Annotated in this window: 15 protein-coding genes and 2 tRNA genes; 6 read left to right on the top strand and 11 right to left on the bottom strand. The window is 69.3% G+C overall.

Going from position 1 to position 18,288, the window contains the following annotated elements:
- Window positions 1-86: 86 nt before the first annotated feature.
- Window positions 87-1,124, top strand: coding sequence for a hypothetical protein (locus tag ACWD4O_RS44235; protein ID WP_451288707.1), 1,038 nt, complete (start codon window positions 87-89; stop codon window positions 1,122-1,124).
- 89 nt (window positions 1,125-1,213) lie between these two features.
- On the opposite strand, the gene clpX is transcribed toward ACWD4O_RS44235, so the two are convergent.
- From clpX to ACWD4O_RS44210, 5 genes are all read right to left on the bottom strand, one after another.
- Window positions 1,214-2,503, bottom strand: a complete 1,290-nt coding sequence (gene clpX / locus ACWD4O_RS44230) for an ATP-dependent Clp protease ATP-binding subunit ClpX (RefSeq protein ID WP_351916899.1) — start codon at window positions 2,501-2,503, stop codon at window positions 1,214-1,216.
- 182 nt (window positions 2,504-2,685) lie between these two features.
- Window positions 2,686-3,366, bottom strand: coding sequence for an ATP-dependent Clp protease proteolytic subunit (locus ACWD4O_RS44225; protein ID WP_351916897.1), 681 nt, complete (start codon window positions 3,364-3,366; stop codon window positions 2,686-2,688).
- Between the two features lie 251 nt (window positions 3,367-3,617).
- Window positions 3,618-4,223 carry an ATP-dependent Clp protease proteolytic subunit gene (locus tag ACWD4O_RS44220; protein WP_351916950.1) on the bottom strand — a complete coding sequence of 202 codons (606 nt, stop codon included), beginning with the start codon at window positions 4,221-4,223 and terminating at the stop codon, window positions 3,618-3,620.
- A gap of 359 nt (window positions 4,224-4,582) precedes the next feature.
- Window positions 4,583-5,992: a trigger factor gene (gene tig / locus ACWD4O_RS44215; protein WP_398425371.1), complete on the bottom strand. Its 1,410-nt coding sequence runs from the start codon at window positions 5,990-5,992 to the stop codon at window positions 4,583-4,585.
- Between the two features lie 205 nt (window positions 5,993-6,197).
- Window positions 6,198-6,274 (bottom strand) — tRNA-Pro (locus ACWD4O_RS44210).
- A gap of 166 nt (window positions 6,275-6,440) precedes the next feature.
- Between ACWD4O_RS44210 and ACWD4O_RS44205 the strand changes: the two genes are divergently transcribed.
- Window positions 6,441-6,511, top strand: a tRNA-Gly gene (locus tag ACWD4O_RS44205).
- 96 nt (window positions 6,512-6,607) lie between these two features.
- On the opposite strand, the gene ACWD4O_RS44200 is transcribed toward ACWD4O_RS44205, so the two are convergent.
- Window positions 6,608-6,802 (bottom strand): hypothetical protein, encoded by a 195-nt coding sequence (locus tag ACWD4O_RS44200; protein WP_451288706.1) that lies wholly within the window; start codon window positions 6,800-6,802, stop codon window positions 6,608-6,610.
- A gap of 413 nt (window positions 6,803-7,215) precedes the next feature.
- Here ACWD4O_RS44200 and ACWD4O_RS44195 point away from each other — a divergent pair, with 413 nt between their 5' ends.
- Window positions 7,216-8,373, top strand: coding sequence for an acyltransferase family protein (locus ACWD4O_RS44195; RefSeq protein ID WP_451288705.1), 1,158 nt, complete (start codon window positions 7,216-7,218; stop codon window positions 8,371-8,373).
- 4 nt (window positions 8,374-8,377) lie between these two features.
- Here the strand turns inward: ACWD4O_RS44195 and ACWD4O_RS44190 are convergent, their stop codons facing one another.
- Both ACWD4O_RS44190 and ACWD4O_RS44185 read right to left on the bottom strand, forming a co-directional pair.
- The gene (locus ACWD4O_RS44190; RefSeq protein WP_451288731.1) at window positions 8,378-8,827 is read right to left on the bottom strand and encodes an HD domain-containing protein; all 450 of its coding nucleotides are present in this window, start codon (window positions 8,825-8,827) and stop codon (window positions 8,378-8,380) included.
- 32 nt (window positions 8,828-8,859) lie between these two features.
- On the bottom strand, window positions 8,860-10,044 hold the full coding sequence (locus tag ACWD4O_RS44185; protein ID WP_451288704.1) for a PP2C family protein-serine/threonine phosphatase: 1,185 nt from the start codon (window positions 10,042-10,044) through the stop codon (window positions 8,860-8,862).
- Window positions 10,045-10,207: 163 nt separating this feature from the next.
- Here ACWD4O_RS44185 and ACWD4O_RS44180 point away from each other — a divergent pair, with 163 nt between their 5' ends.
- Window positions 10,208-11,491 carry a GNAT family N-acetyltransferase gene (locus tag ACWD4O_RS44180; protein WP_451288703.1) on the top strand — a complete coding sequence of 428 codons (1,284 nt, stop codon included), beginning with the start codon at window positions 10,208-10,210 and terminating at the stop codon, window positions 11,489-11,491.
- A gap of 131 nt (window positions 11,492-11,622) precedes the next feature.
- Here the strand turns inward: ACWD4O_RS44180 and ACWD4O_RS44175 are convergent, their stop codons facing one another.
- Window positions 11,623-12,429 (bottom strand): Fpg/Nei family DNA glycosylase, encoded by an 807-nt coding sequence (locus tag ACWD4O_RS44175; protein ID WP_451288702.1) that lies wholly within the window; start codon window positions 12,427-12,429, stop codon window positions 11,623-11,625.
- A 389-nt stretch (window positions 12,430-12,818) separates the two neighbouring features.
- Window positions 12,819-13,304, bottom strand: coding sequence for a ribose-5-phosphate isomerase (locus tag ACWD4O_RS44170; protein ID WP_451288701.1), 486 nt, complete (start codon window positions 13,302-13,304; stop codon window positions 12,819-12,821).
- Window positions 13,305-13,531: 227 nt separating this feature from the next.
- Here ACWD4O_RS44170 and ACWD4O_RS44165 point away from each other — a divergent pair, with 227 nt between their 5' ends.
- Window positions 13,532-15,007 (top strand): amino acid permease, encoded by a 1,476-nt coding sequence (locus ACWD4O_RS44165; protein ID WP_451288700.1) that lies wholly within the window; start codon window positions 13,532-13,534, stop codon window positions 15,005-15,007.
- A gap of 83 nt (window positions 15,008-15,090) precedes the next feature.
- On the opposite strand, the gene ACWD4O_RS44160 is transcribed toward ACWD4O_RS44165, so the two are convergent.
- Window positions 15,091-17,196 carry a protein kinase domain-containing protein gene (locus ACWD4O_RS44160; protein WP_451288730.1) on the bottom strand — a complete coding sequence of 702 codons (2,106 nt, stop codon included), beginning with the start codon at window positions 17,194-17,196 and terminating at the stop codon, window positions 15,091-15,093.
- Window positions 17,197-17,489: 293 nt separating this feature from the next.
- Here ACWD4O_RS44160 and ACWD4O_RS44155 point away from each other — a divergent pair, with 293 nt between their 5' ends.
- Entirely contained in the window at window positions 17,490-18,212 is a 723-nt protein-coding gene (locus tag ACWD4O_RS44155) for an LPXTG cell wall anchor domain-containing protein (RefSeq protein ID WP_451288699.1), read from the top strand.
- Window positions 18,213-18,288 lie beyond the last annotated feature (76 nt).

Here is an 18,288-nt window from a genome sequence, read left to right as displayed (position 1 = left end):
TAACGGTAGGGGCCCCGCTGCCGTGCAGGTGTTGGCTTTGAGCCAGGATGTGAAAATCACATAAGCATCTGGAGGGGAACCCAGAAATGAGTCACAACCAGCCGGGCCCTTACGGTGGGCAGCCCCAGCAGCCCGGACCGTACGGCCAACCGGGTCCGTACGGCCAGCCGCCGCAGGCACCCCAGCCCGGCTACGGCCACCCCCAGCAGCCCCCCGCCCCGCAGCCCGGTTACGGCTACCCGCAGCAGCCCCCGCAGGGCGTCCCCCCGCAGGCCCCGCCGCCGTACGGCCAGCAGCCCGGACCGTACGGGCAGCAGCAGCCTCCGTACGGCCAGCAGCAGCCCCCGTACGGCCAGCAGCCTCCCTACGGCCAGCCCCCTTACGGCGTTCCGCAACCCCCGGCCGCGGGCGGCGGCAACAAGAAGGCCGGCATCGTGATCGGCGCGGTGGCCGTCGTCGCCGCGATCGGCGTGGGCGTCTACTTCGTGCTCGGCGGGACCGGCTCGGGCGGCGGCCTGAAGGACGACGGCGCGCACAAGCTGGACACCCCGGCGACCGCGCTCACCGAGTACAAGCGGGTCGGCAAGGGCGGCGAGAGCAGCGACTCGGACACCACCAAGTACCTGACGGCCAGCGGCGTCACGGGCGGCAAGGCCGTCGTCGGACAGTGGTCGACGGCCGACTTCGGCGACTACGACCCGCAGAACCCCGACGCCGCGGACCTGCCGAGCGAGGCCGAGCTGCTGACCGCCAAGGGCATCACGATGCTCGGCGGCTACGGCAAGATCGCGGACCCCGAGAGCACCCTGGACAAGTACTTCGCCGCCATCCAGCAGGAGCTCGAGAGCACCGACTCCTCCAGTTCCTCGAGCAGCACCGATGGCAAGACCGAGCTGATCGGCGAGCCCGAGGCGGCCGACATCGACGGCGCGGTCATGAAGTGCCAGTCGGCGAAGAGCACCAACTCGCTGACCAAGAAGGAGTCGACCGACTGGTTCTGCGTCTGGTCCGACTACAGCACGATCGCCATGGTGTCCCCGGGCGACAACACCAAGAGCATCACCAAGGACGCGGCGATCGACATCACCACGAAGCTGCGCGACCAGGTCCGCATCAAGGCGTAGGCCCGGGCGTAGGACAGTCTCAACCACGAAGGGGCCCCGGTCGGTTGACCGGGGCCCCTTCGTCGTACGTGTCGCCGTGCCTGTGCCGGCTAGGCGGTCTTCTGCTCGCCCGGGCCCCGCCCGCCGCGCGCGTCGCGAGGGATCAGGGTCGGGTTGACGTTGGACAGGACGACGTCCGCCGTGATGACGACGCGCGCCACGTCCTTGCGGGACGGGACCTCGTACATGACCGCCTGGAGGACTTCCTCCATGATGGCGCGCAGACCGCGTGCGCCGGTCTGGCGGAGGATGGCCTGGTCGGCGATGGCCTCCAGGGCCTCGCGCTCGAAGTCCAGCTCCACGCCGTCGAGTTCGAAGAGCCGCTGGTACTGCTTGACCAGCGCGTTGCGCGGCTCGATCAGGATCTGCAGGAGCGCCTCGCGGTCCAGGTTGTGGACCGAGGTGATGACCGGCAGACGGCCGATGAACTCCGGGATCATGCCGAACTTGACCAGGTCCTCGGGCATGACGGCCTCGAACTGGTCCTTGGACTCCAGCTCGCGCTTGGAGCGGATCGTGGCCCCGAAGCCGATGCCCTTGGCGCCCGCGCGGGTCTCGATGATCTTCTCGAGCCCGGAGAAGGCACCGCCCACGATGAACAGCACGTTCGTCGTGTCGATCTGGATGAACTCCTGGTGCGGGTGCTTGCGGCCGCCCTGCGGCGGGACCGAGGCGGTGGTGCCCTCCAGGATCTTCAGCAGGGCCTGCTGCACGCCCTCGCCCGACACGTCGCGCGTGATGGAGGGGTTTTCACTCTTCCGCGCGACCTTGTCGATCTCATCGATGTAGATGATCCCGGTCTCGGCCTTCTTGACGTCGTAGTCGGCGGCCTGGATCAGCTTCAGCAGGATGTTCTCGACGTCCTCGCCGACGTAACCCGCCTCGGTCAGGGCCGTGGCGTCGGCGATCGCGAACGGGACGTTCAGCATGCGCGCCAGTGTCTGCGCGAGGAGCGTCTTGCCCGAGCCGGTGGGGCCGAGCAGAAGGATGTTGGACTTCGCCAACTCGATGGCGTCCTCGCGGCCTTGGGCGCCGCCGTTCTCGCCGGCCTGGACGCGCTTGTAGTGGTTGTACACCGCGACCGACAGGGCCTTCTTGGCGGGCTCCTGACCCACCACGTAGCCCTCGAGGAACTCGTAGATCTCGCGCGGCTTAGGGAGTTCCTCCCAGCGGACCTCGCTCGTCTCCGCGAGCTCTTCCTCGATGATCTCGTTGCAGAGATCGATGCACTCGTCGCAGATATAGACACCGGGCCCTGCGATGAGCTTCTTGACCTGCTTCTGGCTCTTGCCGCAGAACGAGCACTTGAGCAGATCGCCGCCGTCACCGATGCGTGCCACGGTGTGCTTCCCCTTCGCCTGGGAGACGACTGGACGCTTTCGAATCCAGCGGCTCCTGGTGCTGCCTTATTCCGACGGTACCTTGCCTGGCCCCCCGTTCGGGCCCCCCTTGGCACGGTTCACTGCGACGTGGACCGTGTCACATCGTGCCGAGGGGCCCTCGAACGGGACGACCTCGCGTGTCAACGCAGAGAGTTGTTGTTCATCTTGCGGGTGGAGATGATCTGGTCGATCAGGCCGTACGCGAGCGCGTCCTCGGCCGTGAGGATCTTGTCGCGCTCGATGTCCTCGCGGATCTTCTCGATCGGCGTGGTGGAGTGCTTGGCCAGCATGTCCTCCAGCTGGGCGCGCATCCGGAGGATCTCGTTGGCGGCGATCTCCAGGTCGGAGACCTGACCGCGGCCCGTCTCGCTGTACGGCTGGTGGATCAGCACGCGCGCGTTGGGCAGAGCCATGCGCTTGCCCGGCGTGCCGGCGGCCAGCAGGATCGCGGCGGCGGAGGCCGCCTGACCCATGCAGACCGTCTGGACGTCGGGCTTCACGAACTGCATCGTGTCGTAGATCGCGGTCAGCGCAGTGAAGGAGCCGCCGGGGCTGTTGATGTAGACCGAGATGTCCCGGTCGGGGTCCATCGACTCGAGGCACAGCAGCTGCGCCATGACGTCGTTGGCGGAGGCGTCGTCGATCTGCACGCCGAGGAAGATGACGCGCTCCTCGAAGAGCTTCGCGTACGGGTCGTACTCGCGGATGCCCTGGGAGGTGCGCTCGACGAAGCGCGGGATGACGTAGCGGGATTCGGCGCGGGGGCCGGTGTATTCGGCCTCGGTGCGGGCGTAGAGGCCGCTGCCGGGGAAGTCGTTCACGGTGTCTCCTGGAGAGAGGGCTGGGGCGGTGACTGGAGGGGCTGGAAGGGGGTTCTGACGGCCCTGACGGCTTCCGGGGTCCCCGGGCCCCTCGATGCCCCCGGAGAGGCTCCGGGAGGCCGGGAGGGCTTCCTGGAACTCCGGGAGGGCCTCGGAGGGCTCCTGGGACTTCGGAAGGGACTCAGGGGTCAGGGTGCTCGGCGGGCTCCGGAGAGCGCCCTGAGCGGCCCTGCCGCCGTCAGAGAACGGCCCTAGGCCGCCCCGGTACCGCCGCCGCCCGGCATGCCGGCGGCCGTCGGGATGACGTCGTCGATGAGGCCGTACTCCTTGGCCTCGAAGGCGTCGAACCAGCGGTCGCGGTCCGAGTCGCGGGTGACCTGCTCGACCGACTGACCGGTGTGCTGGGAGGTCAGCTCGGCCATGCGCCTCTTGGTGTGCAGCAGCCGCTCGGCGTGGATCTTGATGTCCGAGGCCGAGCCGGCCAGGCCCGCGGAGGGCTGGTGGATCAGGATCTCGGCGTTCGGCAGCGCGAAGCGCTTGCCGGGGGTGCCCGCGCTGAGCAGGAACTGGCCCATCGAGGCCGCGAGACCCATTGCGATGGTCACCACGTCGTTCTTGATGAACTGCATGGTGTCGTAGATCGCCATGCCCGCCGTGATCGAACCGCCGGGGCTGTTGATGTAGAGGTAGATGTCCTTGTCCGGGTCGGCGGCAAGGAGCAGCAACTGTGCGGTGATCTTGTTGGCGATGTCGTCGTCGACCGCCTGGCCGAGGAAGATGATCCGCTCGCCGAGCAGCCGGTTGTAGACCTGGTCGCCGAGGCCACCACCGATAGGGTCGCCGGCGGCTGTGGGCATCAGATTCGTCACGTATCCACCTGCTCGTCTTACGACGGCGCCGGGCCGTCTCACGTGTACTGCCGGGGGCAACGGGGACTCCCCTGCCCTCGTATTCATGGACCCTAACGCGCGGGCCCCTTCGGGGAATCCCGGAGAGGAGAGTGTTCGCCGGGGGCGTAGCCGGTGCCGCCCGCGGCAGGGCCGCGGATCGCTGCCGCCCGCGCGCCGCCAGCGCCGCCGCCGGGCAGCCCTCAGGCAGCCCCCGTGCGGGCCCGTGCAGGCCCGCACAGGCCCTGGGTACGCCGACGGGCCCCGGGACAGGAAGTCCTCGGGGCCCGTCGTACGCACATCAGAGCAATTCAGAGGTGACTCGAGGCTCAGGCCTCGGGCTTCTCCTCGGACTCGGACTCGGACGCGGCGTCGGCAGCGCCCTCGACGGCCTCGACCGTCTCGGTGGCGGCCTCGACCTCGTCCTCGTCGTCCAGGTCGACGACCTCGCCGTTGGTGTCCTTCACCGTGGCGGACTCGACGACCGTGGCCAGCGCCTTGCCGCGGGCGACCTCGCCGACCAGGAGCGGAACCTGGCCGCCTTCGACGACCGCCTGGGCGAACTGGTCGGGCGACATGCCGGAGGAGGCGGCACGGCGCATGAGGTGCTCGGTGAGCTCCTCCTGGTTGACGTTCAGCTTCTCGCGCTTGACGAGCTCGTCGAGCACGAACTGGGTCTTGATGCCCTTGACCGCGGCCTCGCGGGTCTCGGTCTCGAACTCCTCGGCGGTCTTGCCCTGGATCTCCAGGTACTTGTCGAGGTCCAGGCCCATCTGGCCGAGCTGGTGGTGCTCCAGGTTGTGCTTGCGGGTGTTGATCTCGTCCTCGAGCAGCTTCTCGGGGACGGGCACCTCGACGAGCTCCAGCAGCTTCTCCAGGACGCGCTCCTGGGCCTGCGTGGCCTGGTCGTACTGCTTCATGTTCTCGAGGCGCTTGCGGCTGTCCGCCTTGAGCTCGTCGAGGGTGTCGAACTCGGAGGCGAGCTGCGCGAACTCGTCGTCCAGCTCGGGAAGCTCACGGGCGGCGACCTGGGTGACCTTGACGGTGACCTCGGCCTCCTTGCCGGCCGCGGAGCCGCCCTTCAGCTCGGAGGTGAAGGTGGCCTCGCCACCGGCCTCCAGGCCCTTCACGGCGTCGTCGATGCCGTCCAGCAGCTCGCCGGAGCCGATCGTGTAGGAGACGCCGCTCGCGACGCCGTCCTCCAGGATCTCTCCGTCGACCTTGGCCTCCAGGTCCACGGTCACGACGTCGCCGTCCTCGGCGGCCCGCTCGACCGGGGAGGTCGAGGCGAAGCGCTCGCGGAGCTGCTCGACCGACTTGTCGATGTCCTCGTCCGACACCTCGACGGCGTCGACCTCGACCTCGATGGAGGAGAAGTCCTCGGGGAGCTCAAGGGCGGGACGGACGTCGACCTCGGCGGTGAAGTTCAGCGTCTCGCCGTCCTTCAGCTCCGTGATGTCGACCTCGGGCTGGCCGAGAACGTCGATCGAGGCCTCGTTGACGGCCTCGGTGTAGAACTTCGGCAGCGCGTCGTTGACGGCCTCCTCCAGCACGGCCCCGCGGCCGAAGCGCTGGTCGATGACCCGGGCGGGGATCTTGCCCTTGCGGAAACCCTTCACCGTGACCTGCTGGTTGATCTTCTTGTACGCCGCGTCGAGGCTGTCCTTGAGCTCCTCGAAGGGCACCTCGATGCTGAGCCGAACCCGAGTCGGGTTCAGGGTCTCCACGGCGCTCTTCACGGTTCGGTCTCCTTGGGGGCTGACTTCTTGGGTTCTGCAGGAGCCAGACCGGCTCCCGCGGATTCGCCGCCCGGAGGACTTCAAGAGAGATGAGACATACGGGCGTGCAGCTTGCATAGTAACGGCAGCGAGGACACGCCCCAAAGGCGATCAAGCGAGGTGACCGCACAAGTGGCCGGTCGCCGGTCGGTCGATTGCCGGTCGGTGGTCGGGGTGGCGGGATTTGAACCCACGGCCTTCCGCTCCCAAAGCGGACGCGCTACCAAGCTGCGCCACACCCCGTCTGGTGCGAGACGTAGGGTACATGCCCGCAGGCCGCCTGACCGTCGCTTTTGCCGAGCCCGCGGGCGAGCCGCGGCGGGGCCGGGGAACGGGGTGTGCGACACACGGTTCCGACCCGCTACGATGCTGGCAGTGCCGCGGTCCACCGACCTGCGGCGCGCGCTGTGCGGGCGTAGCTCAATGGTAGAGCACTAGTCTTCCAAACTAGCTACGCGGGTTCGATTCCCGTCGCCCGCTCCGAACGACCCGGGCCGGGTCGGAGATTTCCTTCTCCGACCCGGCCCTCGTCGTGTTCGCGTCCGGGCGCGTGGCCGGAGTCGACGAGGGCGGGCCTCAGAAGCTGATCGAGTTGATCGTGTCGGCGAGGGAGTCGAGGAAGCGGTTGATCGACGGGGCCATGCCGGTCGAGGCGAGGAAGAAGCCGAACAGGATCGCGACTATGGCCGGGCCCGCCTTGATCGACCCTCCTCTGATCAGTACGACCAGGATGATCGCCAACAGCACCACTACTGACAGTGAAATGGCCACGACTGATCACACACCCTCGATAGGTCCGCACTCCCGACTCCATCGTGCCACCAACACGGCCTCCCTATGCTGCCCGTGACGCATCATCGCGCGGGCCTTCCGCCTCCACGAGTGCCGTACGGCAATGGGATCGCGTACCGGCACAGGGAATTGAGAGAGTTCGTTTCCATGTCCACACAACACCTGTGCAGCTAATTCGAATTGCGGGCGCAGACGCACCAACTACGGACACACGACCGACGTTATGCGCCTTTTAGTGGGGATGAATCGTGACATCCTGGGCGGTGTGAGGTGATCGTGCGACGGTGCTCTGCGGTGCGGGCATGCGTTCCGGCTTTGCGCACGAAGGGCAATAACGAGGAATGACCTGGGGCGTTTTACGAATGCGCGCACTCGACGCTAGGGTGCCTCGAATGTTCCACGCCGCTTCGTCTCTCGTTCCGGGTTCGCGCTCGCGCTCGCCGTCCCCGCGACCCTCCGCGAGGCGCGACGCGTTCTTCGACAACGCCAAGTACCTGGCGATCGTGCTGGTTGCCGTGGGTCACTCCTGGGAGCCGATCAAGGGCGGCAGCCGGGTGCTGCAGGCCGCGTACATGTTCGTCTACACCTTCCACATGCCGGCGTTCATCGTCGTCTCCGGCTTCTTCTCCCGCAGCTTCGACGGGAGTCCCCGCCGGCTCAAACGCCTGATCACGGGCGTCGCCGTCCCGTACGTCGTCTTCGAGACCGCGTATCCGATCTTCCGGCGGATCGTGGACGACAACCCCGCCCAGGCGATCAGCCTCCTCGACCCCTGGTACCTGACCTGGTTCCTGTGCGCGCTGTTCATCTGGCGGCTCACCACCCCCGTCTGGAAGCTCGTCCGCCATCCGCTGCCGCTCGCGCTCGGTGTCGCCATGCTGGCCGCCCTCACCCCCGGCATAGGCGACGACCTGGACCTCCAGCGGGTCCTGCAGTTCCTGCCCTACTTCGTCCTCGGTCTGTGCCTCAGGCCCGAGCACTTCCGGCTGGTGCGCCGCCGCTCGGTGCGGATCGCGGCCGTGCCGGTGTTCGCCGTCGCGCTGGCCTTCGCCTATTGGGCGGTGCCGCGGATGAACGCCTCGTGGCTCTACCACCGCGACGCCGCACAGGCGTTGGGCGCGCCCTGGTGGACCGGACCCGTCATGCAGCTCGCCCTGTTCGGCAGTTCGCTGCTGCTGACGGCCTGCTTCTTCTCCTGGGTGCCGGGCCGCACGATGTGGTTCACGGCACTCGGCGCGGGCACGCTGTACGGCTATCTGCTGCACGGCTTCCTGATCAAGACCGCCGACTACCGCGGCTGGTTCGACCACCCCTCGCTGCACCGGCCGCTCGGCGAGATCGCCGTCAGCGTCGCCGTGGCCGTGGCCGTCACACTGCTGTGCACCCCGCCCGTGCGGCGGGTCTTCCGGTTCGTGATCGAGCCGAGGATGGAGTGGGCCTTCAAGCGGGACGCCGCCGAACTCGCCCGGGAGCGGGAGACGCGGCAAAAAACCCAGAGCGAGGCCCAGAGCGAGACCCGGCACGTCGAGGGCGGCAAGGTCCGCGCCTAGCGCTTCACCCCGGGTGGGCCGTCAGGCCGAGAAGTCCGTGCATGCGTGCGTACTTCTCGGTCAGGCGGGTCCGCGTCGGCGCGTCCAGGGCCGCCAGCCGGGCCGGGTCCGCGTTGTGGGCCAGATCCGCCTGCTTCACCAGCAGCGCGCCCGGTGTGGCCAGGATGCGCCCCGCGTACGCCTCCGGGGGCTCCCCCGGCCGCTTGGTGACCGCCAGGACGATCGTCTTCGTGCGGTCGCTCAGCGGGGCGTCGTCCAGCCAGGCCTCGGACAGGGCGTCGTCCTCGACGGCGTCGTGCAGCCAGGCGGCCGCGATCTGATCGGCGTCGCCGCCACGCGCGCGTACGCCCTCCGCGACCGCCCGGAGGTGCTCGGCGTACGGCCGGCCCGCCTTGTCGGTCTGTCCCTCGTGGGCGGCGCGGGCCAGGGCCTCGACCTCGGACAGGATGAGCAGCACGGGTCCCCCTCGGGAGAGCTCAGCAGAGCTCAGGACAGCGATACGGCTTGGGACGTCGGGCCCTCTCGGCAGACCAGCAGCAGGGCCCGGTCGTCGTTGACGTCCTTCGCCACCGCCTCGATCAGGTGCCAGGCCGCGCCCTGGAAGCCGCCGGCCACATAGCGGTCCGCCTCGCCGGTGAGGCGGTCGATGCCCTCGACGATGTCCCGGTCGGAGGTCTCCACCAGGCCGTCGGTGAAGAGCATCAGCACGTCGCCGGGGCGCAGCGAGCCCTTCACCGGGTCGAACTGAGCGCCGTCGTACACGCCCAGGAGGGGGCCCTCGGCGGCCTTCTCCTCCCAGCGGCCGCTGCCCGCGCTCAGCTGGAGGCCCGGCGGATGACCGGCGGAGTAGAGCTCGTAGTCGCCGGAGTCGAGGTCGAGGACCAGATGGATGGAGGTCGCGAAGCCCTCGTCCCAGTCCTGGCGGAGGAGGTAACCGTTTGCCGCCGGGAGGAAGGCGTGCGGGGGCAGGGAGCCGAGCAGGCCGCCGAAGGCGCCCGAGAGCAGGAGGGCCCGGGAGCCCGCGTCCATGCCCTTGCCGGAGACGTCCGTGAGGACGACCTCCATGGTGCGGCCGCCGTTCGTCCGGGCCGCGACGACGAAGTCGCCGGAGAACGACTGGCCGCCGGCCGGCCTGAGCGCCATCTCGCGGTGCCAGCCCTGCGGCAGGCTCGGCAGCTTGCTCTGCACCCGGATGCGCTCGCGCAGGTCGAAGAGCATGGTGCCGCCGCGCCGCCAGGGCACGCCGACCCGGCTGCGGAACTGGGCGATGAGGAGGCCGAAGAAACCGCATGCGGCGACGACCAGGACCACCCCCGGGGTGACTCTGGACGGGCCCTCCGTGTACGGCCCCAGCTGCACCGACTCCACGATGAGGGCCGTGGCCGCCGCCGCGTACAGACCGAGCAGGCTCGACGGGCGCAGCAGCAGGCCGCCCGCGACGATCGGCAGGACCAGGGCGGCCGGTGAGCACCACACGGAGTTGGCGAGCGTGGTGACGGCGATCAGCGGGACGGTGAGGAGGAGGAAGGCCAGCGCGATCCAGTCCGAGCCGTCGCCGCGGAAGTAGTCCACGGCGCTTCTGCGCACGCCGGTGCGGACCCGGTGCAACAAGTGCTTCAACCGGGCCGTGAACGTCTCGGCTTCCGCGCGCCGCTGTCGTCCTGCTGCCATTAGTTCGGGACCCTATCCATCGAACCCGCCGCTTGGCACGGGAGGTCCCACTTGTCCCCCGTCCGAGGCCCAACTTCACAGTGAACTTCACGGAAAGCGCTCGCGCCGCGAAGAGGGAGAAATTCCCTGGCTCGTCCTGCATTGGACTGCTAGGCATGGGTCCATGACGAGTGAGGCGAGGGACGGTGCGGCCCGGTCGGCGACCGGGTTGCGGGTGCTGCGACCGGACGAATGGGACGAGTGGTACGACACCCTGGTCCGTGCCTTCGGCGGGGTGCGCGAGACGACCGAGGAACGGGAGCTGTGGAGGGCGCTCACCCCGTTCCCACGCTCCGTGGGCGTGTGGGACGAGGAGGGCGGAGGCAGCGGGGACGGCGGCTGTGTGGGAACCGCGGGGGCCTTCGACTTCCGGCTGACGGTGCCCGGCGGCACCTCGGTGCCCACGGCGGGCGTGACGATGGTCAGCGTGCGGGCGACCCACCGGCGGCGCGGGGTGCTGACGTCGATGATGCGGCGGCAGCTGGACGACGTACGGGCGTGGGGCGAGCCGCTCGCCGCCCTCACCGCCTCCGAGCCGGACATCTACGGACGGTTCGGGTACGCCGCGGCGACCTTCGGGCTGCACGCCGAGATCGACACCAGCCGGGTACGGCTGTCCGTCCCGGCCGGCACGGACGACGTACGGCTGCGGTACGTCGACCCCGCCGCGACACTCGACGCGTGCGAGGCGGTGTATGCGCGGACCGTGCCCGAGCGGGCCGGCATGCTCGCCCGGCGGCCCGGGTGGGAGCGGCTGGCGCTGATCGATCCGGAGAGCGGGCGGAACGGGGCGTCGCCGCTGCAGTGCGTGCTCGCCGAGCGGGACGGGGAGGTCGTCGGGTACGCCCGTTTCCGGGTGCGGCCCGAGTGGACGGACCGCGGGCACAACGGGCAGGTGCAGCTCCAGGACCTGACGGGGCTCGATCACGTGTCCGAGGCGGCGCTGTGGCGGTTCCTGTTCGGGATCGACCTCACGACCACGCTGAAGGTGCGGGGGCGGCCGATGGACGAGGCGTGGCAGCATCTCGTCTCCGACATCCGGCGGTGCGAGCTGCGGGTGCGGGACTCGCTGTACGTGCGGCTGGTGGACGTCGGCGCGGCGCTGGAGGCGCGGACGTATCAGACGCCGGTGGATGTGGTGTTGGACGTCGAGGACGCCTTCTGCCCCTGGAACTCGGGGCGTTGGCGGCTGTCCGGCGACGCCAAGGGGGCGGTGTGCGGGCGTACGTCCGACGCCGCCGATCTCGCTCTGTCGGTACGGGAGTTGGGGGCGGCGTACCTCGGCGGGGTGAGCCTGGGGGCGCTCGGTGCGGCCGGGCGGGTGCGGGAGCTCAGGCAGGGGGCGTTGGCGGAGGCGGCGGTGGGGTTCGGGGCGGTCGCTGCGCCTTGGCTGCCGCACGGGTTCTGACGGGGCGGGCGGGGGCGGGCCGGGCCTTCCTGGCCTGGCCTGGCCTGGCCCCGCACGGGTTCTAAGGGGGGCGGGCGGGGCGGGCCGGGCTTTCCTGGTCTGGTCGTGCCCGGCCTGGTCGTTCGTGGTTCTCAGTTTTTCTGGCAGGTGGGGCACCAGAAGAGGTTGCGGGCCGCCAGGTCCGCCGTGCGGATCGCTTCGCCGCAGAGGTGGCAGGGCTGGTTCGCACGGCGGTAGACGTACACCTCGCCGCCGTGGTCGTCCACGCGGGGCGGGCGGCCCATCGCCTCCGGGGTGTGCTGCGGGCGGACCGTGTCGATGCGGTTGTTGCGGACGCCCTCGCGCATGAGGTCGACGAGGTCGGTCCAGATCGCGTCCCACTCGGCGGGGGTGAGGGTCCTGCCCGTGCGGTAGGGGTCGATGCCGTGCCGGAAGAGGACCTCGGCGCGGTAGACGTTGCCGACGCCCGCGATGATCTTCTGGTCCATGAGGAGAGCGGCGATCGTCGTACGGCTGCGGGAGATGCGGGCGTAGGCGCGGTGCGGGTCGGCGTCGGCGCGGAGGGGGTCCGGGCCGAGGCGGGCGTGTATGGCCTGCTTCTCCTCGTCCGTGATCAGCGCGCAGGTGGTGGGGCCCCGGAGATCCACGTAGGAGGTGGGGCCGGTGAGGCGGAGGCGGACCGTGTCCGTGGGCGGGGGCGCGGGGGCCGGGCCGAAGTTGACCTTGCCGAAGAGGCCGAGGTGGATGTGGATCCAGCGGGCGCCGGCGAAGCCGAGGAAGAGGTGTTTGCCGTGGGCCTCGGTGTGGGTGAGGGGGGTGTCGGCGAGGAGGGCGGCGGCGTCGGTGAACTTGCCCTGGGGGCTGGTGAGTTGGGTTGTCTGGTGGGTGAAGCGGGCGTAATCCTGCGCCAGTCGGTGAATCGTGTGCCCTTCCGGCACCGGGGTCTCCCTTGTTCTTTCCCGCCCACCCGCCCGACTCGGTCGGCCGAGAGGTGAGCCTCCCCCGGGGCTTCGCCCCGGACCCCTGCGGGCGCGCGAGCCCCCTGCGGGCGCGCCCCAAAACCCTCGCCCACCCACCCGCCCGACTCGGTGGGCTGGAAGGTGAGGGTTGGTCTGGGGCTCCGCCCCAGACCCCTGCGGGGGCTCCGCCCCCTGCACCCCCGGCGGGGCTCCGCCCCTGCACCCCGGGTGGTGCTGCTTCAGCCCCACCCTGGGCGGTGCTGTTTCAGCCCCATCCGGGCGGTGCTGCTTCAGTCCTGCACCCCGGGCGGTGCTGCTCCGCTATCCACCCCGGGTGGTGCTGTTTCAGTCTTCCATCCCTGCCGGGGTTACTGCTGGGGGTGGTGGGGCGGGATTTCCGGGAGGGTGGCCGTGGTTTCGTAGGTGGTCAGCATGTCGATTCGGCGGATGTGGCGGGTGTCCTCGGAGAACGGGGTGGCCAGGAAGGTCTCGACGAACTTCGTCGCCTCGTCCTGGGTGTGCATCCGGGCGCCGACCGCGACGACGTTGGCGTTGTTGTGCTGGCGGCCCAGCGACGCCGTCTCCTCGCTCCAGGCCAGCGCCGCACGGACGCCCTTCACCTTGTTCGCCGCGATCTGCTCGCCGTTGCCGGAACCGCCGATCACGATGCCGAGCGAGTCGGGGTCGGCGGCGGTGCGCTCAGCGGCGCGGAGGCAGAACGGGGGGTAGTCGTCCTGGGCGTCGTAGATGTGGGGTCCGCAGTCGACCGGGTCGTGACCCGCCGACTTGAGCCATTCGACGAGGTGGTTCTTGAGTTCGAAGCCGGCATGGTCCGAGCCGAGATACACGCGCATGGGATGAGTGTGACACGGGTGTTGCGGGGTGGCAGCGCCGGGTGCTGTGTCCGAAAACTGTAGGCAATCCCACAGAAGCTCAGGAAAACCTCAAGTAACGATCTGGAATCAAAGGTTCCTGAATTCATTCACCTCGGATTCACTGGACCGGCTCGTACGCCCCCCACGTGTCGACACCTGTCGATCCAGCTGATTCCCCCTCACGCGGCGCAAAGGAAAGCCATCCCATGACTTCGCAGCCGACCCTCGCCAAGGCCGACCGCGGCCCCGGAGGCCCCGGAGAACCCGGAGAATCCGGTTCCGGGCTTCACGCAGGGCTCAAGAACCGGCATCTGTCGATGATCGCCATCGGCGGCGTCATCGGTGCCGGACTGTTCGTCGGATCCAGCTCCGGCATCGCCACCGCCGGGCCCGGCATCCTGCTCTCGTACGCCCTCGTCGGCACGCTCGTGGTGCTGGTGATGCGGATGCTCGGCGAGATGTCCGCGGCCAACCCGACCTCCGGCTCGTTCTCCGCCCACGCCGACCGGGCGCTCGGGCGCTGGGCCGGGTTCTCCATCGGCTGGCTGTACTGGTTCTTCTGGGTCGTCGTGCTGGCGGTCGAGGCCACCGCCGGCGCCAAGATCCTCGAAGGATGGATTCCCGCCGTTCCCCAGTGGGGGTGGGCGCTCATCGTGATGGTCGTGCTCACCGCCACGAACCTCGTGTCCGTCGGCTCCTACGGCGAGTTCGAGTTCTGGTTCGCCGGGATCAAGGTCGTGGCGATCGGCGCGTTCATCGTCATCGGCGGGCTCGCCGTCTTCGGTGTGCTGCCCGGCGTCGACAGCGACAAGGCGGGGCTGGACAACCTCACCGGACACGGCGGCTTCCTGCCCAACGGGCCCGGCGCCATCCTCACCGGCGTGCTGCTCGTCGTCTTCTCCTTCATGGGCAGCGAGATCGCGACCCTGGCGGCCGGCGAGTCCGAGGACCCGCAGCGGGCCGTCACCAAGTCCACCAACAGCATCATCTGGCGGATCGGCGTCTTCTACCTCGGGTCGATCTTCGTCGTCGTCACGCTGCTGCCCTGGGACGACGCGTCCATCAAGGAGCAGGGCTCCTACGTCGCCGCCCTCGACTCCCTGGGCATCGCGCACGCCGGTCAGATCATGAACTTCATCGTGCTGACGTCCGTGCTGTCCTGTCTCAACTCCGGGCTCTACACGGCCTCCCGCATGGCCTTCTCGCTCGGCCAGCGTGGCGACGCGCCCAAGGTCTTCGCCCGGACGACCGCGCGTGGCGTTCCGCTCACCGCCATCGTCGTCTCCGTCGTGTTCGGGTTCGTCGCCGTCTTCTTCAACTACAAGTTCCCGGACTCCGTCTTCCTCTTCCTCGTGAACTCCAGCGGGGCCGTGGCCCTGTTCGTCTGGCTCGTGATCTGCTTCTCGCAGCTTCGGATGCGGAAGATCATCCAGGCCGAGGCGCCCGAGAAGCTCGTCGTGAAGATGTGGCTGTACCCGTACCTGACCTGGGCTACGGCCGCGCTGATCGTCTTCGTGCTCGGCTACATGCTGACCGACACCGAGGGTGAGAGCAGCGGGCGGACGACCGTGCTGCTGTCGCTGCTCGTCGCGGCGGTCGTGGTCGCCATCGCCTTCGTGAAGCAGGGCAGGCTCAAGGCCAACGCCAAGGACAAGGACAAGGCCAAGGCCAACGTGAGCTAGTGCACTTCGCGAGAGGTGAAGGAAGGGGTCCGTGGTCCGTTCCGCGGGCCCCTTTCTCTTCTCTCGTCGTCCTTCTTCGTCTCTCACATCACCTTGAAGCTGTCCTTCACCCTCTCGTAGGTCTCCATGGCCGCCGTCTCCGTCTCGGGCTGGTACCAGGTGTTGATCTGGAACGACTTGCCGTCCTCGTTGAAGCCCAGGAGACGGGCGTGCCAGGGGGTGCCCTGGAGGGTGAAGGTGTACTCCCAGACGACCGCCGGGCGGCCTCGGAACGTCGTCTCCTCCAGGCGGATCTTGCGGTAGTCCTGGCCCTGGTGGGCGTTCCGCTCGGAGGTCCGCCAGGTGTCGATCAGGTCGCCGCGGGCCAGGGAGGACTTCGCGACGAGCTCCTGGGTGCCGTCAGGGGACGTGTAGTGCACCTCCGCGCCCGTCTTCACGTCCCGCCGCCAGCCCTTGGGCGTCGCCCACGCGAAGCCACCGGCCTCCTGGTGCGTGCCCGGCGGCAGACTCGGCGGCCGGAAGGTCCCCTCGACTGTCGGCGACGGCGGTGACGGCGACGGGGTTGCGGTTGTGGTTGCGGTTGATTCGGAGGGCGTGCTGGTGGCGGCTGACGGCTTGGGCGAGGCACCACCTGCCTGGTCGTCGCCGTTGTGCGATCCGGAGGCCGACGCCAGCACGATCGCCACGACCGTCCCGACGGCTACGACGCCCAGGGCGGCGACCGCTCCGGTACGGCGACCCCGGCCTGTCCAGCCCGCCGTCCATCCGCTCCGGGAGGCTGCCGGGACGGCGGGACCGGGCAGTTCGCCGCCGGGTGGCAATCCCGCTCGGCGGGTCTGGACTGCCGGACGCAGTGCGGGGGGCTCCTCCCTCGCCCCCGCTCCCGCCCCCGCCCCCGCTCCCGTTCCTGGCACAGGCCTGCGTTCCGTCACCGCCTGGGAGCGGGCCAGTGAGACTCCGGAGCGAGGGCGTGGGGTTCCGGCCCCACTCGGAGACGGAGACGGGGAGGGAGAGGGGGACGGAGACAGGTACGGGGACGCGGGTGGGGGTTCGGAGCCTGACTCCGAGCGCATCTCTGACGCTGCTTCGGTGGAGGGGTCCGGGGGGTCCGGCGGGGCCGGCGGGGCCGGCGTCCTGGTGGGGTCCAGGAGCGCGCGCGTCGGCAGCTCCCTCAGCGGTAGGTCCCCAGCGGTCGGCGTGGGCCCCACGGTCGGAGGGGGTCCCACGGTCGGAGGGGGTCCCGCGCTCCGATCCCCTTCCCCCTGCCCCTCCCTCAGGCCTTCTCCCAGGCCTTCTCCCAGACTTTCTCCCAGAGCTTCCTCTGGCCCTTCCCCCTCATCTACAGCGCGCGGGAAGGCGATGGGGGCGAGGGCGGATTCCAGGTCGGTGAGGGTCGGGCGGGTTGTGGGGTCCTTCGTCAGGAGGCCGGCCAGGACGGCCCGCAACGGGCCCGCGTTGGCGGGGAGTCGAGGCTCCTCGTAGAGGACCGCGTGCAGGGTGGCCAGCGTCGTGTCCCGGGAGAAGGGGGAGTGGCCGGCCAGGGCCGCGCAGAGCGTCGCGCCCAGGGACCAGACGTCGGAGGGCGGGCCCTGTGGGCTGCCGGAGATGCGCTCGGGGGCCATGTAGTCGGGGGAACCGACCAGCATGCCGACCATGGTCAGCGCCTTCGCGTCCTGGATCGCGGCGATGCCGAAGTCGGTGAGGACGACGCGTCGATCGCCGGCCGCACTGTTCGCGACGGTCTGCGCGCTCGGCACACCGTGCGCGGTCTGCACGCTCCGCACTCCGTGCACGGTCTGCACGCTCCGTGTGTTCTCCACCAGGACGTTGCCCGGTTTGATGTCTCGGTGCAGGACTCCCCCGGCGTGCACCTGACGCAGCGCCATGACCAGGCCGAGGCCGATGCGGGCGGTCTCGCGCGGGCCCAGCGGACCTTCCTCGGCCATGATTCGCTCCAGGGAGCGGCCGGCGACCAACTCCATGACGATCCAGAGGCGTTCGCCCTCGTCCACGACGTCGTAGACGCGCACCACGTTGGGGTGGTCGATGCGGGCGGTGGCCCTGGCTTCGCGCAAGGTGCGTTCGCGGCGGGTGCGGGTGTCCTCCGAGTCGAGGCCGTCGATGCGCATCTCCTTCACCGCGACCTGGCGGTCGAGCACCTCGTCGGTGGCTCGCCACACCCGCCCCATTCCCCCCTGACCGATACTCTCGACCAGCCGATAGCGGCCCGTCACGATTATCCCGGGGAAACCCTCGCTCCCGGAATTCCCCGGACTCCCGCCGTTCCCCGGACCCCCCGGATCCTCCGGACTCCCCGGATTCCCTGTGTTTCCCGAATTTCCCGGCAATCCGCTGCACCCCCTCCATTGCCCGGCCCCCGAAACACAATAGTCACACTTAGTGCCGTACCAGCATAGTGTGGAGAAATCTTGTGGTACCTCTTCAAGTACTGCGAACTCAGGCGCAGCCAAGGGGGCCGAACATGAGTTCTCGTCGTGCGACGACCATTGCCGGATCGCTGGTCGTGACATCTTTCTCGGCAGTGTTGATCTTTTCGTTCCCGGCCGGGGCGGACGACCAAGGGCCCGGCAGCAGCAAGGGGGGAAAGCCGGTCGACGAGGCGCCTGCGGGCGTGAAGACGACGACACTGCTGCCGGAGTCGATCTCGGTCGACAACAGTTCGAATAAAACGGCCATCACCGCGACGGTGAAGAACGAGGGAACCAAGGACAGCGGACAGATAAGGCTTTTGGTCGTCGGGTTCGACGGACTCACGGTCAAAAGCGTCGAAGGGTGTGACGCCATCGCGGAGAAAGATCTTCCGGAGGGATCCAACAGCGGTTTCGCCTGTCCTATCGACAATCTCGCGGCCGGGGCGTCGAAGTCGTACGACGTCGACGCGACCTTCGATCTGAGCAAGACCGGGAAGATCTGTCTGCCCGTCCAGACCAGCGACGGGACGAAGACGTTCTGGCAGCAGGGCCCGGTCCCGTTCGGTACGACGAACCCGTCGCCGAACGCGCCCGCCACCCCGCTGCTCCTCGGGACCGACAACACGCCCGTGGCCCCCGGCGGCGACGAACTGCCCAAGACGGGCGTCGGACGCGACCTGCTGCCGCTCGGCGCGGCCGGGGCCTCGCTGCTCGCGGCGGGCGTGGCCGGGCTGTGGTGGTCCCAGCGACGACCGCAGCAGAAGCAGGGCTGAGCCCCGACCATCCCCGACGAGCCCGACACCAAGCCCTACGCCGACAGGGGCGTGGCCTGACGGAATCCGTCAGGCC

This window comes from Streptomyces sp. NPDC002623, assembly GCF_053592635.1.
The sequence above is the reverse complement of the archived record's forward strand: the minus strand, read 5'-3'. Positions and strand labels throughout refer to the sequence as shown.